Source organism: Polymorphospora sp. NPDC050346 (genome assembly GCF_040655695.1).
Classification (GTDB): domain Bacteria; phylum Actinomycetota; class Actinomycetes; order Mycobacteriales; family Micromonosporaceae; genus Polymorphospora; species Polymorphospora lycopeni.
This window is the reverse complement of the sequence record NZ_JBFAKM010000027.1, coordinates 77113-90387: the sequence shown is the minus strand read 5'-3', so window position 1 is coordinate 90387 and position 13275 is coordinate 77113. Positions and strand designations below refer to the sequence as shown.

General features: G+C 70.4%; 11 protein-coding genes. All 11 read right to left on the bottom strand.

Going from position 1 to position 13275, the window contains the following annotated elements; all coding sequences use genetic code 11:
* Position 1: 1 nt before the first annotated feature.
* The 11 genes from nuoH to AB0I42_RS25210 all read right to left on the bottom strand — a co-directional run bounded on the left by nuoH (position 2) and on the right by AB0I42_RS25210 (position 13260).
* Entirely contained in the window at positions 2–1420 is a 1419-nt protein-coding gene (gene nuoH, locus AB0I42_RS25260) for an NADH-quinone oxidoreductase subunit NuoH (RefSeq protein ID WP_357540685.1), read from the bottom strand.
* Positions 1417–3894 (bottom strand): NADH-quinone oxidoreductase subunit G, encoded by a 2478-nt coding sequence (locus tag AB0I42_RS25255; RefSeq protein WP_357540683.1) that lies wholly within the window; start codon positions 3892–3894, stop codon positions 1417–1419. Before AB0I42_RS25255 ends, nuoH begins: the two co-directional genes overlap by 4 nt.
* Positions 3894–5210, bottom strand: a complete 1317-nt coding sequence (gene nuoF / locus AB0I42_RS25250; RefSeq protein WP_357540681.1) for an NADH-quinone oxidoreductase subunit NuoF — start codon at positions 5208–5210, stop codon at positions 3894–3896. Before nuoF ends, AB0I42_RS25255 begins: the two co-directional genes overlap by 1 nt.
* Positions 5207–6220, bottom strand: coding sequence for an NADH-quinone oxidoreductase subunit NuoE (gene nuoE, locus AB0I42_RS25245; RefSeq protein ID WP_357540679.1), 1014 nt, complete (start codon positions 6218–6220; stop codon positions 5207–5209). The genes nuoF and nuoE overlap by 4 nt, the downstream gene beginning before the upstream one ends.
* A complete protein-coding gene (locus AB0I42_RS25240; RefSeq protein WP_357516503.1) occupies positions 6217–7542 on the bottom strand; it encodes an NADH-quinone oxidoreductase subunit D in 1326 nt (441 codons plus the stop codon). Before AB0I42_RS25240 ends, nuoE begins: the two co-directional genes overlap by 4 nt.
* A 22-nt stretch (positions 7543–7564) precedes the next feature.
* The gene (locus AB0I42_RS25235) at positions 7565–8281 is read right to left on the bottom strand and encodes an NADH-quinone oxidoreductase subunit C (protein ID WP_357540717.1); all 717 of its coding nucleotides are present in this window, start codon (positions 8279–8281) and stop codon (positions 7565–7567) included.
* Between the two features lie 23 nt (positions 8282–8304).
* Complete coding sequence (locus AB0I42_RS25230; protein ID WP_212824486.1) at positions 8305–8976, bottom strand: NADH-quinone oxidoreductase subunit B; 672 nt, start codon at positions 8974–8976, stop codon at positions 8305–8307.
* Between the two features lie 8 nt (positions 8977–8984).
* The gene (locus AB0I42_RS25225; RefSeq protein ID WP_212824488.1) at positions 8985–9350 is read right to left on the bottom strand and encodes an NADH-quinone oxidoreductase subunit A; all 366 of its coding nucleotides are present in this window, start codon (positions 9348–9350) and stop codon (positions 8985–8987) included.
* A gap of 92 nt (positions 9351–9442) precedes the next feature.
* A complete protein-coding gene (locus tag AB0I42_RS25220) occupies positions 9443–10720 on the bottom strand; it encodes a geranylgeranyl reductase family protein (RefSeq protein ID WP_357540677.1) in 1278 nt (425 codons plus the stop codon).
* 198 nt (positions 10721–10918) lie between these two features.
* Entirely contained in the window at positions 10919–11611 is a 693-nt protein-coding gene (locus AB0I42_RS25215; RefSeq protein ID WP_357540675.1) for a demethylmenaquinone methyltransferase, read from the bottom strand.
* A 113-nt stretch (positions 11612–11724) separates the two neighbouring features.
* Positions 11725–13260 carry a hypothetical protein gene (locus AB0I42_RS25210; protein WP_357540673.1) on the bottom strand — a complete coding sequence of 512 codons (1536 nt, stop codon included), beginning with the start codon at positions 13258–13260 and terminating at the stop codon, positions 11725–11727.
* Between the last annotated feature and the right edge of the window lie 15 nt (positions 13261–13275).

Here is a 13275-nt window from a genome sequence, read left to right as displayed (position 1 = left end):
CTCACACCTCCTTGTCGGCCGGGCCGTTGGGGCTGGACTGGTCGGTGGCGCCCGGTCCGGTTTCGCCGGCGGCCGCGGTGTCGCCGCGGGCACCGGTCAGCGCGGGCTGCCGCTCGGCGACGTCGCGCCGGGCCCGTGGACTCGGTGGAACCTGTAGGTCCATCGGCGGCAACGGGAAGCTGCCCTTGGGGCGGGCGGCGATCTGCTCCTCGAGCGAGATGGTGGGTTCCTTCTTGCCGGACGGCCAGAGCAGTGCCAGCAGCAGCACGACCACGACGATGCTGCCGATGATCAGGTACTGGGCGGGGCCACCCTCCTGCCGCTGCACGATCTTGATGCCGGCCAGAGCGAAGATCCACAGCAGGCTGACCGGGATCAGGATCTTCCAGCCGAAGCGCATGAACTGGTCGTAGCGCAGCCGGGGCAGCGTGGCCCGCAGCCAGATGAAGCCGAAGAGCAGGAGCAGCACCTTGCCGAGGAACCACAGCATCGGCCACCAGCCGGAGTTGGCGCCCTCCCAGAAGCTGATCGGCCACGGGGCCCGCCAGCCGCCGAGGAACAGCGTGGTGCACAGCGCCGACACCGTGATCATGTTGATGTACTCGGCGAGGAAGAACATCGCGAACTTGAACGACGAGTATTCGGTGTGGAAGCCGCCGACCAGCTCGGACTCGGCCTCGGGCAGGTCGAACGGGGCCCGGTTGGTCTCACCGACCGCCGAGATGGCGTAGATGACGAAGCTCGGCGCGAGCAGTACGGCGTACCAGCCGGGCGCGGTCACCTCGAGGCCGAACAGGTTGATCGGGTTGCCGTGCTCCTGCGCCCGGATGATCTCGGAGGTCGACATCGTGCCGGCGGTCATGAAGACCGCGACGATGGACAGCCCCATCGCCACCTCGTACGAGATCACCTGAGCGGTCGACCGGAGGCCGCCGAGCAGCGGGTAGGTCGAGCCGGACGCCCAACCGGCGAGCACGATGCCGTAGACACCGATGGAGGCGCAGGCGAGCACCAGCAGGACCGATACGGGCGTGTCGGTCAGCTGGAGCGGGGTCCGCTGACCAAAGATCGACACCATCGGGCCGAAGGGAATGACGGCGAACGCGGTGAACGCGCAGGTGGCCGAGATCACCGGCGCGAGGAAGTAGACGACCTTGTCGGCCGTCTTCGGGATGATCTCTTCCTTGAACGGCAGCTTCAGGCCGTCGGTGAGCGACTGGAACCAGCCGTTCGGCCCGACCTGGTTGGGGCCCGGCCGGACCGCCATCCGGGCCACGACCTTGCGCTCGTAGTTGATCGTGAAGAGGGTCAGCAGGAGCAGCATCACGAACACGGCGACGATCTTGAGCAGGACGAGCCACCAGACGTCCTTGCCGAAGTCTTCGAGTGTCGGACTCTGCGCCAGATAAGTGGTGATCACTGAACGGCTCCCTCAGTGCTCTGCTGCGCCAGGAGAGGTCCGCCGGCGCCGGCGGAGACCCGTACGACCGCGCCGGACGTCGCGCCGAGGCTGCGCCGTACGGTCGCGCCGGGCGAGTTGGTCGGCAGCCAGACCACACCGTCCGGCATCTCGGTGATCTCGGCCGGCAGGGTCAGCGCGCCACGGTCGGTGCCGACCGTGACCGCCTCGCCGTCGGCCACCCCGAGCGTCTCGGCGAGCGCCTTGCCGATCCGGACCACCGGCACCCGGGCCGTACCCGCCAGCACCTCGTCGCCGTCGAGCAGGCTGCCCAGGTCGACCAGGTGGTGCCAGGTGGCGAGGACCGCCTCGCCGGCACCGACCGCCGGAAGCGCGGCCGACGCGACGGCCGGCACCTCGGCCGGCGCGGAGGTGGTGGCCGGCAGGGATCCCAGCTCGCGGCGGATGCTGTTGACGTCACCGGTCCCCAGCGTCACGTCGAGCTGGGCGGCGAGGGCGTCGAGCACCCGGGCGTCGGTCATCGATGCGGTGTTGAGGACCGCCTCGAAGGTGCGCAGCCGGCCCTCCCAGTCGACGAAGCTGCCGGCCTTCTCGACCACCGGCGCGACCGGGAACACCACGTCGGCGCGGCGGCTGACCGCGCTCTTGCGCAGCTCCAGGCTGACCAGGAACGGCACCTTGTCGAGGGCTTCCTCGGCCAGCCGGGGATCGGCCAGGTCGGCCGGGTCGACCCCGGCGACGAGCAGCGCGCCGAGTTCGCCGGCAGCCGCGGCGGCGACGATCCCGTCGGTGTCGCGGCCGGGCCGGCTGGGCAGGACCCCGGCGGCGAGGTCCCACAGGCCGGCCAGCTCCGACCGGGCGGCCGGGTCGGCGACCGGGCGGGCGCCGGGCAGCAGGTTGGGCAGGCAGCCGGCGTCGACGGCGCCCCGGTCCCCGGCGCGACGCGGCACCCAGGCCAGCTTCGCCCCGGTACGCGCCGCCAGCGCCGCGGCCGCCGACAACCCACCGGGTACGGCGGCGAGCCGCTCACCGACCAGCAGGACGGCGCCCTCGTGGCGCAGCGCGTCGGCGACCTTCGGGTCCTCGGCCAGCAACCGGGCCTCGTCGCCGGGCACCGTGGCGGTGACCGTGGCGCCGATCTTCGCCAGCCCACGGGTGACGTACGGCGCCAGCGCGTGCACCAGCAGCTTGCGCTTGGTGTACGCCTTGCGCAGCCGCAGGAAGAGGATCGGGCACTCCTCCTCCGGCTCCAGCCCGACGATGACGACCGCCGGCGCCTTCTCGACGTCGGCGTAGGTGACCGTGTTGGTGCCGACCACGGAGGAGGCGAGGAACTCGGTCTCCTCGGCCGACAGCGGCCGGGCCCGGAAGTCGATGTCGTTGGTGTTCAGCGCGATCCGGGCGAACTTGGCGTAGGCGTAGGCGTCCTCGACGGTCAGCCGGCCACCGGTCAGTACGCCGACGCCCCGGCCGCCGTCACGGGCGGCGCGCAGTCCGTCGGCGGCGGCCGCCAGTGCCTCGCTCCACGCCGCCTCGCGCAGCTCGCCCGTCTTGGCGTCCCGTACGAGCGGGGTGGTGAGGCGGTCGAAGGCGTTCGCGTACTGGAAGCCCCACCGGCCCTTGTCGCAGTTCCACTCCTCGTTCACCGCCGCGTCGTCACCGGCGAGCCGGCGCAGCACCTTGCCGCGCCGCCAGTCGGTGCGCTGCGCGCAGCCGGCGGAGCAGTGCTCGCACACGCTCGGCGTCGACACCAGGTCGAACGGGCGGGCCCGGAAGCGGTACTGGGCTCCGGTCAGCGCGCCGACCGGGCAGATCTGCACGGTGTTGCCGGAGAAGTACGAGTTGAACGGCACGTCACCGGAGTCGTCGTCCGTGGGCTCGGCGCCGTAGTAGTCGTCCCGGTAGACGTTGATCTCCTCGGCCGAGGAGCGTCCCATCAGGTCGATGAACTTGTCGCCCGCGATCTCCTCGGAGAAGCGGGTGCAGCGCTGGCAGAGAACGCACCGCTCGCGGTCGAGCAGGACCTGCGACGAGATGTTGATCGGCTTCTCGTACTCGCGCTTGTGCTCGTGGAACCGCGACTCGGCACGCCCGGTCGACATCGCCTGGTTCTGCAGCGGGCACTCGCCGCCCTTGTCACACATCGGGCAGTCGAGCGGGTGGTTGACCAGCAGCAGCTCCATGATCCCCTCTTGCGCCTTCTTGGCGACCGGAGAGGTGAGCTGGGTACGGACGACCATGCCCTCGGCGACCGTCTGGGTGCACGAGGCGACCGGCTTACGCTGGCCCTCCACATCGACCAGGCACTGCCGGCAGGCCCCGGCGGGAGCCAGCAGCGGGTGGTCGCAGAACCGTGGGATCTCGATGCCCATCTGCTCGGCGACCCGGATGAGCAGCGCACCCTTGGGGGCCGTCACCTCGATGCCGTCGATGGTGAGCGTGACCGTGTCCGCGGCCTTGGCTACGTCCGTCATTAGTGCGCTCCGACCAGAGTCTTCTCGGACAACCTCGGCGCCCGGCGGCCTTCGATGTAGTCGAGGTAGTCCTGCTTGAAGTACTGCAGCGACGAGGTCACCGAGCTGGTGGCGCCGTCACCGAGACCGCAGAAGGAGCGGCCCAGGATGTTGTCGCAGGTGTCGAGCAGGGTGTCCAGGTCTTCGTGGGTGCCCTGGCCGGCCAGGATCCGGCGGTAGACCCGCACCATCCAGTAGTTGCCCTCGCGGCACGGGGTGCACTTGCCGCACGACTCGTGGTGGTAGAACTCCAGCCACCGGTACGTCGCGTAGACCGGGCAGTCCTGGTCGGAGAAGATCTGCGTCGCCGTCGTGCCGAGGATCGAGCCGGCGGCGGACACTCCCTCGAAGTCGAGGGGCACGTCGAGGTGGTCGGCGGTGAGCAGCGGGGTGGACGAGCCACCCGGCGTCCAGAACCGCAGGTTGTGGCCGGGCTGCATGCCGCCGGCCAGCTCGATCAGCTCGCGCAGCGTGATGCCCATCGAGCACTCGTACTGGCCGGGGTTGGCGATCCGGCCGGACAGCGAGTAGATCATCGGGCCGGACGACTTCTCGGTGCCCATCGACTTCCACCAGGCGCTGCCACCGAGCACGATGTACGGCACGCTGGCGATGGTGCCGACGTTGTTGACCACCGTCGGGCTGGCGTAGAGGCCGTGGGTCGCCGGGAAGGGCGGGCGCAGCCGGGGCTGGCCACGGAAGCCCTCCAGCGAGTCGAGGAGCGCCGTCTCTTCGCCGCAGATGTACGCGCCGGCGCCGCTGTGCACGACCAGTTCCAGGTCGAAGCCGGAGCCGAGGATGTTGCGGCCGAGGTAGCCCGCCTTGTGCGCCTCGGCGACCGCGTGGCGCAGCCGGCGGGCGGCATGCACCGCCTCGCCGCGGATGTAGATGTAGGCGCGGTTGGCCCGGATCGCGTACGAGGCGATGATGACGCCCTCGATCAGCGAGTGCGGGTCGTGGGTCATCAGGGGCAGGTCCTTGCAGGTGCCCGGCTCGCCCTCGTCGGCGTTGACCACGAGGTAGTGCGGCTTGCCGTCGTTCTGCGGGATGAAGCCCCACTTCAGACCGGTCGGGAAGCCGGCGCCGCCGCGGCCGCGCAGCCCCGAGTCCTTGATCAGTTGGATCAGGTCGTCCGGGTCGGCCTTGATCGCCTTGCGCAGCGCGGCGTAGCCGTCGAGCCGCTCGTAGACGTCGAGCCGCCAGGCGTCCGGCGACAGCCAGCGCTTGGTCAGGACCGGGGTCAGCTTCTCCAGCGTCTCCCGCCGAGGCGTGGTCACTTCTCGGCCTCCGCTTCCTTCGATCCCTCGAGATTGGCCTGCCGGGCTCCGCCGTCGTCGCCGGCCGGCTTCGCGTCGCTGGCCGGCTTGTTGCTGTCGACACCGGCCGCCTCGGCCGCCTTCGCGTCGCCGGGTGCCGGCGGGGTGCCGTCGACCGGGGGCGTCGTACCCGGCGCGTCGGGGACCGGCGTCGCGGCGTCCGGCGACCGGGTCTCGGCCGTACGCACCTGCGGCGACTTGCTGTCGGGCGCCTTCACGTCGGGTGCGGTGGTGGCGGTCGCGGCGGCGGGCCGGGTGGTCGGGGGCGCCGGCTTGTCACCGGCGTCCCTGCTCCGGATCGGCGTGTTCGGGTCGAAGTCGCGGACCGCGATGCCGTGCTCCTGGGCCAGCCGCAGCCCGCGCAGCGTCGCGTCGCCGGCCGGACCGTCGGCGACCGCACCCTCGCGGGTGTCGGCGAAGCCGGCGAGCTGGAGCGACATCTCCTTGAGGGTGCACAGGCGCGCGCCCCGGGTCGGCATCGGCTGTTTGCCGGCCCGCAGTTCCTCGACGATGCCGGTGGCGACGTCGGGGTCGACCTTGTCGAAGAAGTCGTAGTTGACGGTCATGACCGGCCCGTAGTCGCAGGCGGCGAGGCACTCCGCGTGCTCCAGGGTGATGGTGCCGTCGGTGGTGGTCTGGTCGTGCCCGACCTCGAGCAGTTCGCTGAGGGTGTCGAAGACCTTCTGGCCGCCGAGCACGTCGCACATCGTGTTGGTGCAGACGCTCACCAGGTAGTCGCCGGTCGGCCGGCGCTTGTACATGGTGTAGAACGTCGCCACCGCGCCGACCTGCGCCTTGTTGATGCCGAGCACCTCGGCACAGAACTCGACGCCGGCCGGGGAGACGTAGCCCTCCTCGGACTGCACCAGGTGCAGCAGGGGCAGCAATGCGGAGCGGGACCGGTCGGCCGGGTAGCGGCTGATGATCTCAGCGGCCCGGGCCCGGGTCTGCTCGTCGAACGGCACAGTCATCGGTCACACCCACCCATCACCGGGTCCAGCGAAGCGCCGCCCGCGATCACGTCGGCCAGCAGTGCGCCCTCGGACATGGCCGGGATCGCCTGGAGGTTGACGAAGCTCGGCTCCCGGAAGTGCACCCGGTAGGGCCGGGTGCCTCCGTCGGAGACGGCATGTGCGCCCAGCTCACCGCGGGGCCCTTCGATCGGGACGTAGACCTGTCCGGGCGGCACCCGGAAGCCCTCCGTCACCAGCTTGAAGTGGTGGATCAGCGACTCCATCGACTGACCCATGATCTTGGCGACGTGCTCCAGCGAGTTGCCCATGCCGTCGACGCCGATCGCGAGCTGCGCCGGCCAGGCGATCTTCTTGTCGGCGACCATGATCGGGCCCGGCCGGAGCCGGTCGACCGCCTGCCGAATGATCTTCATCGACTCGCGGGTCTCGGCCAGCCGCACCTGGTAGCGGCCCCACACGTCGGCGCTGGTCGCGGTCGGGACGTTGAAGTCGTACGTCTCGTAGCCGCAGTACGGCATCGTCTTGCGCAGGTCCCAGGCCAGGCCCGCGGAGCGCAGCACCGGACCGGTGACACCCATCGCGAGGCAGCCGGTCACGTCGAGGACGCCGACGTTCTGGGTGCGCCCCTTCCAGATGACGTTGTCGCTCAGCATCGCCTCGTATTCGGCGAGGCGCTTGGGCAGGTAGTCGAGCAGCTCGTCGATCTTCTTGATCGCCTCGTCCGGCACGTCCTGGGCGACGCCGCCCGGCCGTACGTAGGCCATGTTCATCCGCAGGCCGGAGCAGAGCTCGAAGATGTCCAGGACGTACTCGCGCTCGCGGAAGCCGTAGAGCATCAGCGAGATCGCACCCAGCTCCATGCCGGTCGTGGCGAACCAGACCATGTGCGAGGAGATCCGGTTGAGCTCCATCATCAGCACGCGGATGGTGGTGGCCCGCTCGGTGATCTGCTCCTCGATGCCGAGCAGCTTCTCCACCGCCAGCGAGTACGCGGTCTCGTTGAAGATCGGGGCCAGGTAGTCCATCCGGGTCACGAAGGTCGTGCCCTGCACCCAGTTGCGGTATTCGAGGTTCTTCTCGATACCGGTGTGCAGGTAGCCGACGATCGGCCGGACCTCGGTGACCGTCTCGCCCTCGAGCTCCAGCACCAGCCGGAGCACGCCGTGCGTCGACGGGTGCTGGGGACCCAGGTTGACCACGATCCGCTCGTCGCTGAGCGGGTCGACGCCCTCGACGACGGTGTCCCAGTCGCCGCCGGTGACGTTGAACACCTTGCCCTCGGTGGTCTCCCGCTCGGTCGCGTAACCGGGAGTGCTCATACCGCCACCTCGTTACGGTCGATCACTGGTAGGACCTCCGCTCGTCCGGAGGGGGAATCTCCGCGCCCTTGTACTCCACCGGCACGCCGCCGAGCGGGTAGTCCTTGCGCTGGGGGTGCCCCTCCCAGTCGTCCGGCATCAGGATCCGGGTGAGTCCCGGGTGGCCGTCGAAGAGGACCCCGAACATGTCGTACGCCTCCCGCTCCTGCCAGTTGGCGGTCGGGTAGACGGAGCAGACGCTCGGCACGTGCGGGTGCTCGACCGTCACCGCGACCTCCAGCCGCACGATCCGGCGGTAGGTCATCGAGGTGAGCTGGTAGACGACGTGCAGCCGACGCTCGTCGGAGCCGAGGTAGTCGACCCCCGACAGCGACGAGAGCAGCTCGAAGCGCAGCGCCTCGTCGTCGCGCATCACCTGGCAGACCTCGACGATCCGCTCCGGGCGTACGTGGAGGGTCAGTTCGTTCCGGTCGACGACGACCTTCTCGATCGCGTCGGCGAACCCCGGGTACGCCTCTTCGAGGGCGTCGCGGACCTCGTCGAAGTAGCCGCCGTACGGCCGGGGGCTGTCGATGATCCCGAGCTGGCGGCGGACCAGGCCGCCGAAGCCCGAGGTGTCACCGGAGCCGTGGATGCCGAACATGCCGCGGCCGGCACCGCTGGCCGGCGGGAACTCGGCCGGGGCGCCGCTGGTCGCGCCGACCGGTGGGGCCGCCACCGGTACGCCGCCGCCGGGCACCTCGCTGGTCTTGTTGGGCTCGCTCAACGGGCACCCCCGCGGATGTGGTTCTGCGCCTTCATCCAGTTCTCGATGCGGAGCTGTTCCTCACGGCCCTCGCGGACCGCCTGCTCCCACTCGGCCCGCCGGGCCTTGTCCGAGCGGTACGACGACGGCATGGCGCCGGGCGCCACGACGGGTACGTCCCCACGCGCCTCGCGGGCGGCCAGCATCTTGCGGCCGTTCGGGCCGAGCGGCTGGGCCATGACCTTCTCGCGCATCTTGAGGATGGCGTCGATCAGCATCTCCGGGCGCGGCGGGCAGCCGGGCAGGTACATGTCCACCGGGATGATGTGGTCGACGCCCTGCACGAGCGCGTAGTTGTTGAACATGCCGCCGGAGGAGGCGCACACGCCCATCGAGATGACCGAGCGCGGCTCCGGCATCTGGTCGTAGATCTGCCGTACGACCGGGGCCATCTTCTGGCTCACCCGGCCCGCGACGATCATCAGGTCGGCCTGCCGGGGCGAGGCCCGGAAGACCTCCATGCCCCAGCGGCCCAGGTCGTAGTGGGGGCCACCGGCGGCCATCATCTCGATGGCGCAGCAGGCAAGACCGAAGGTGGCGCCCCAGAAGGACGACTTACGCGCCCAGTTGGAAAGCTTTTCCACCGACGTGAGCAGGATGCCGCTCGGCAGCTTCTCCTCGATACCCATGGCGAACCTCAGTCCCAGTCCAGGCCGCCGCGCCGCCACTCGTAGGCGTACGCGATGGAGACCATGCCGATGAACAGGACCATCTCGACGAACCCGAACAGGCCGAGCGCGTCGAAGTGCACGGCCCACGGGAAGAGAAAGATGATCTCGATGTCGAAGATGATGAACAGCATCGCGGTCAGGTAGAACTTGATCGGGAACCGTCCACCACCGACCGGCTGTGGGGACGGCTCGATGCCGCACTCGTACGCCTCGAGCTTGGCCCGGTTGAACCGCTTGGGGCCGACGATCGGAGCGATGCCCACGGAGAAGAGTGCGAAGAGGGCACCGAGGGTCAGCAGACCCACGATTGGCACCCACACGGAGAGTGACATCGTCTCCTCCTGCCGTCCTCACTTTTGCCTGATCGGATTTCACACTATTCGTACTTGTTACAGCCGTTCCGGCCGGGGGCCGTGATCGCGGGTCACACGGCGGGAGCGACCCTGGTCATGGCGTTGATGACCCGGTCCATGGCGTCGCCACCACGTGGATCGGTCAGGTTGGCGAGCAGCTTCAGTACGAAGCGCATCAGCAGCGGGTGCGGCATGCCGTGCCGGGTGGCCATCTTCATGATCTCGGGCCGGCCGATCAGCTTCACGAAGATCCCGCCGAGCCGGTAGTAGCCGCCGTAGCGGCTCTTCAGCTCGGTCGGGTAGAAGGCGAGCGCCCGCTCCCGCTCGGGGCCGGCGGAGCGGGCCAGCGCCTGGACGGCGACCTCGGCGGCCAGTTCGCCGGACTCCATCGCGTAGGCGATGCCCTCGCCGTTGAACGGGTTGACCATGCCGCCCGAGTCGCCGACCAGCAGGACGCCGCGGGTGTAGTGCGGCACCCGGTTGAAGCCCATCGGCAGCGCCGCGCCGAGGATCGGGCCGTCGGCGTTGGCCTCGTCGGTCATCCCCCAGTCTTCCGGGGTGTTGGCGAGCCAGTCGGTCAGCAGCCGGCGGTAGTTGGTCTTGCCGAACGCCGAGGAGGAGTTGAGCACGCCGAGCCCGACGTTGACCCGGCCGTCGCCCATGCCGAAGATCCAGCCGTAGCCGGGCAGCAGCTTGTCGGGGTTCTCCTTGCTGCGCAGCTCCAGCCAGGATTCGAGGTAGTTGTCGTCGTGCCGCAGTGGCGAGCGGTAGTAGCGGCGGACCGCGACACCGATCGGCCGGTCCTCGCGCTTGGCGAGGCCCATCGCCAGCGGGAACCGGCCGGACACGCCGTCGGCGGCGACGATCAGCGGGGCATGAAAGGTGACCGGCGCCTTGTCGGGGCCGGACTCCGCGGTCACGCCGATCGCGCGCCCGGCGTCGTCGAGCACCGGGGCGAGGACGTTGATGCCGGTCCGCAGGTCGACGCCCGCGCCGACGGCCTGCCGGGCGAGCAGGTCGTCGAAGTCGAGGCGGGTGCGGACCAGGCCGTAGTTGGGGAAGCTGGCCAGGTCGGGCCAGTCGAGTTCGAGGCGTACGCCGCCACCGATGACCCGCAGCCCGCGGTTGTGCAGCCAGCCGGCCTCGGGCGAGGTGTCGATGCCCATCTTCACGAGCTGCTTGACGGCCCGCGGGGTCAGCCCGTCGCCGCAGACCTTCTCGCGCGGGAACTCGGTCTTCTCCAGCAGCAGCACCCGCAGCCCATGGCGGGCGAGGTGGTAGGCCGTCGTCGAACCGCCCGGTCCGGCACCGACGACGATGACGTCGGCGTCGTGCTGAGTCGTGGCCATCTGCGCCTCCCTCCCGACCGCTCGTGAAACTCTTCACAAGCCTGATCCCGGGAGAGTCTAAGACCGAGCTGTACGCCCCTTACTGGTTAGGCATACCTAACCAAGCGAGGTGACAGCCCTGAACGGGCATCCGCCAGAAATCGACCAGCAATGGTCACGCAACGTAGCCAAGTCGCTTCGCTTCGCTGCTTCCCGAGGTCAGACCCGGGTCGCCCGGTGCAGCGCCACCACGCCCCCGCTGAGGTTGCGCCAGGCCACCTTCGCCCAGCCCGAGTCCATGATCCGGGCCGAGAGTCCGGCCTGGTCCGGCCACGCCCGGATCGACTCGGCGAGGTAGACGTAGGCGTCCGGGTTGCTGGACACCGCGCGGGCCACCGCCGGCAGCGACCGCATCAGGTACGACAGGTAGACGGTGCGGAACGCCCGGCTCGTCGGGTGACTGAACTCGCACACCACGAGCCGGCCGCCCGGCCGGGTCACCCGGGCCAGTTCACGCAGGGCGGCACCGGTGTCGACCATGTTGCGCAGCGCGAACGAGATGGTCACCGCGTCGAAGGTCGCGTCGGCGAACGGCAGCCGCAGCGCGTCACCGGCCAGCAGCGGCACGTCGGGACGTACCCGGCGGCCGGCCAGCAGCATGCCGAGCGACAGGTCGACACCCACCGCGTACGCGCCGGAGCGGGCCAGTTCCTCGGTCGACACCCCGGTGCCGGCGCCGAGGTCGAGCACCCGGTCACCGGGACGCAGCCCGAGCGCCGACCGGGTGGCCCGGCGCCAGCCGCGGTCCTGGCCGAACGAGAGGACGGTGTTGGTCAGGTCGTATCTCGAGGCGACGCCGTCGAACATCGCGGCGACCTCGTGCGGCTGCTTGTCTAGCTGAGCGCGGGACACGGGTCAACTCTGCCAGCACCGTGACCGGACCCGGCAGCCGCCCCGGTACGGCCGCGGGCGCCGGCGGTCAGACCGCCGGCGCCCGCGGGTGCCGTCCTGAGTGGGCGTACGCCCTACTTGTCCTCGGTCGGGGTGACCAGGACCACCCGGCGCCGCCGGGCGAGCACGAGCAGCACGCCGCCCACCACGACGACCAGCAGGCCGGCGCCGCCGAGCACGGTCGCCTGCACACCGGTCACCGGCAGCCCGCCGCCACCGCCCGAACCGCCGCCCGGACCTTCACCCGGACCCGCGCCGGACGCGGTGATGCTGATCGGCGCGACGTTGTCCTCCGGTGCCGACTCCGGCGAAGCGAAGGCGTTGCCGACCGTGATCTGCCCGTCGGTGCCGACCTGCTCCGCGTCGATGCGGAACGTCAGCGCGAAGGACGTCGTCTCCCCGACGCCCAGTTCACCGTCGAGTCCGCAGACCAGGCCGCCGTCCTTCTCGACGCACGACGGAACGATGCCCTCCTCGGGCAGCAGTGCCGTGGTGCCCTCCGGGGCCCGTACCTCGAACAGCGGGCTGCTGGTCGCCGGGCCCTTGTTCGTCGCCTCGAACTCGACCTCCACGGTGTCGCCGACCGCGCCGGTCGCCGGCGTGCTGGTGACCGACAGGTCGACCGGGTTGCGGCCGGTGACCACGGCGAACTGCACAGCGTTGTCGGACGGGTCGACGTCGCGGCGTACCTTCTCGTCGGCCGCCTCGACCACGGTGTCCTGGTCGGCCGACCGGGCGGCCAGCGGCCGCACGTCCGGGCTGGCCTTGCCGTTGGCGTAGCCGACGACCCAGCCACCGGAGAGTCCGACCGGCCCGGGAGCGTCGGCGGCCACCTTGACCTTCATCGGCCGGACCATCATGAAGAGCTCGCCCGGCGCCACGATGCGGGCGTCGCGCCGGCACGAGGCGACGGTGTTCTCGTCGTTGTACTTGCAGCCGGGCCGCTGGTCGGCGAACGTGACGTACGGCGGCAGCGCGATCTCGAAGGTCACGCCCTGCACCGCGTCCCGGCCCGCGTTGTACAGCGCCCAGTGCAGGTCGCCGGTCCCGCCGGGAGCCACCGGGGTGTTGTCGGCGTAGTCGGCGTAGACGTCCCGGGCGACCGCGGTCAGGTCGAGGCCGCGGGGAACCGCCTCGACGTTGACGGTCTGGGTGTTGTTCGCCGCGTTCGGGTCGGCGGTCACCGCGTTCACCGTGACGGTGAACGAGCCCGCGGAACCCTTGCGCTTCGGGGTGGCGGCGAACAGGGCCGGGAAGTCCGTCACCGTCGTACCGTTGGCCAGCTCGCCGAGTTCACAGGTGACCTTGGTCGGCCCGTCCTCCTCGCAGCCCGGCCCGGACGGCAGGCCGAAGAACAGCACGTTCTGGTCGATGTTGCCGGCGTCGATGGTGACCTTCACGCCCTGCGCGGCGTCGGGCCCGTCGTTCGACAGCCGTACGAAGAACTGTTTCACCGTGGCGTAGCTGACCACCCGCTCGCCGCTGACGGTGAGGTTGAGGTCGGCTGACGAGGTGTCTTCCGGGGCCGCGGCGGCCGGCGTGGCGGTGAGCGTGGCGGCCACGAGCGCCGCGGCCAGACCGGCGGCGGCACGCGGGATGCGGGGGTGCATGGGTCCTCCGGGAAT

Excerpts from the sequence above, each read along its gene's own strand:
- AB0I42_RS25240 (WP_357516503.1), bottom strand. The coding sequence starts at position 7,542 with ATGAGCACTCCCGGTTACGCGACCGAGCGGGAGACCACCGAGGGCAAG.
- AB0I42_RS25225 (WP_212824488.1), bottom strand. The coding sequence starts at position 9,350 with ATGTCACTCTCCGTGTGGGTGCCAATCGTGGGTCTGCTGACCCTCGGT.
- nuoE (WP_357540679.1), bottom strand. The coding sequence starts at position 6,220 with ATGACTGTGCCGTTCGACGAGCAGACCCGGGCCCGGGCCGCTGAGATC.
- AB0I42_RS25255 (WP_357540683.1), bottom strand. The coding sequence starts at position 3,894 with ATGACGGACGTAGCCAAGGCCGCGGACACGGTCACGCTCACCATCGAC.
- AB0I42_RS25230 (WP_212824486.1), bottom strand. The coding sequence starts at position 8,976 with ATGGGTATCGAGGAGAAGCTGCCGAGCGGCATCCTGCTCACGTCGGTG.
- AB0I42_RS25220 (WP_357540677.1), bottom strand. The coding sequence starts at position 10,720 with ATGGCCACGACTCAGCACGACGCCGACGTCATCGTCGTCGGTGCCGGA.
- AB0I42_RS25210 (WP_357540673.1), bottom strand. The coding sequence starts at position 13,260 with ATGCACCCCCGCATCCCGCGTGCCGCCGCCGGTCTGGCCGCGGCGCTC.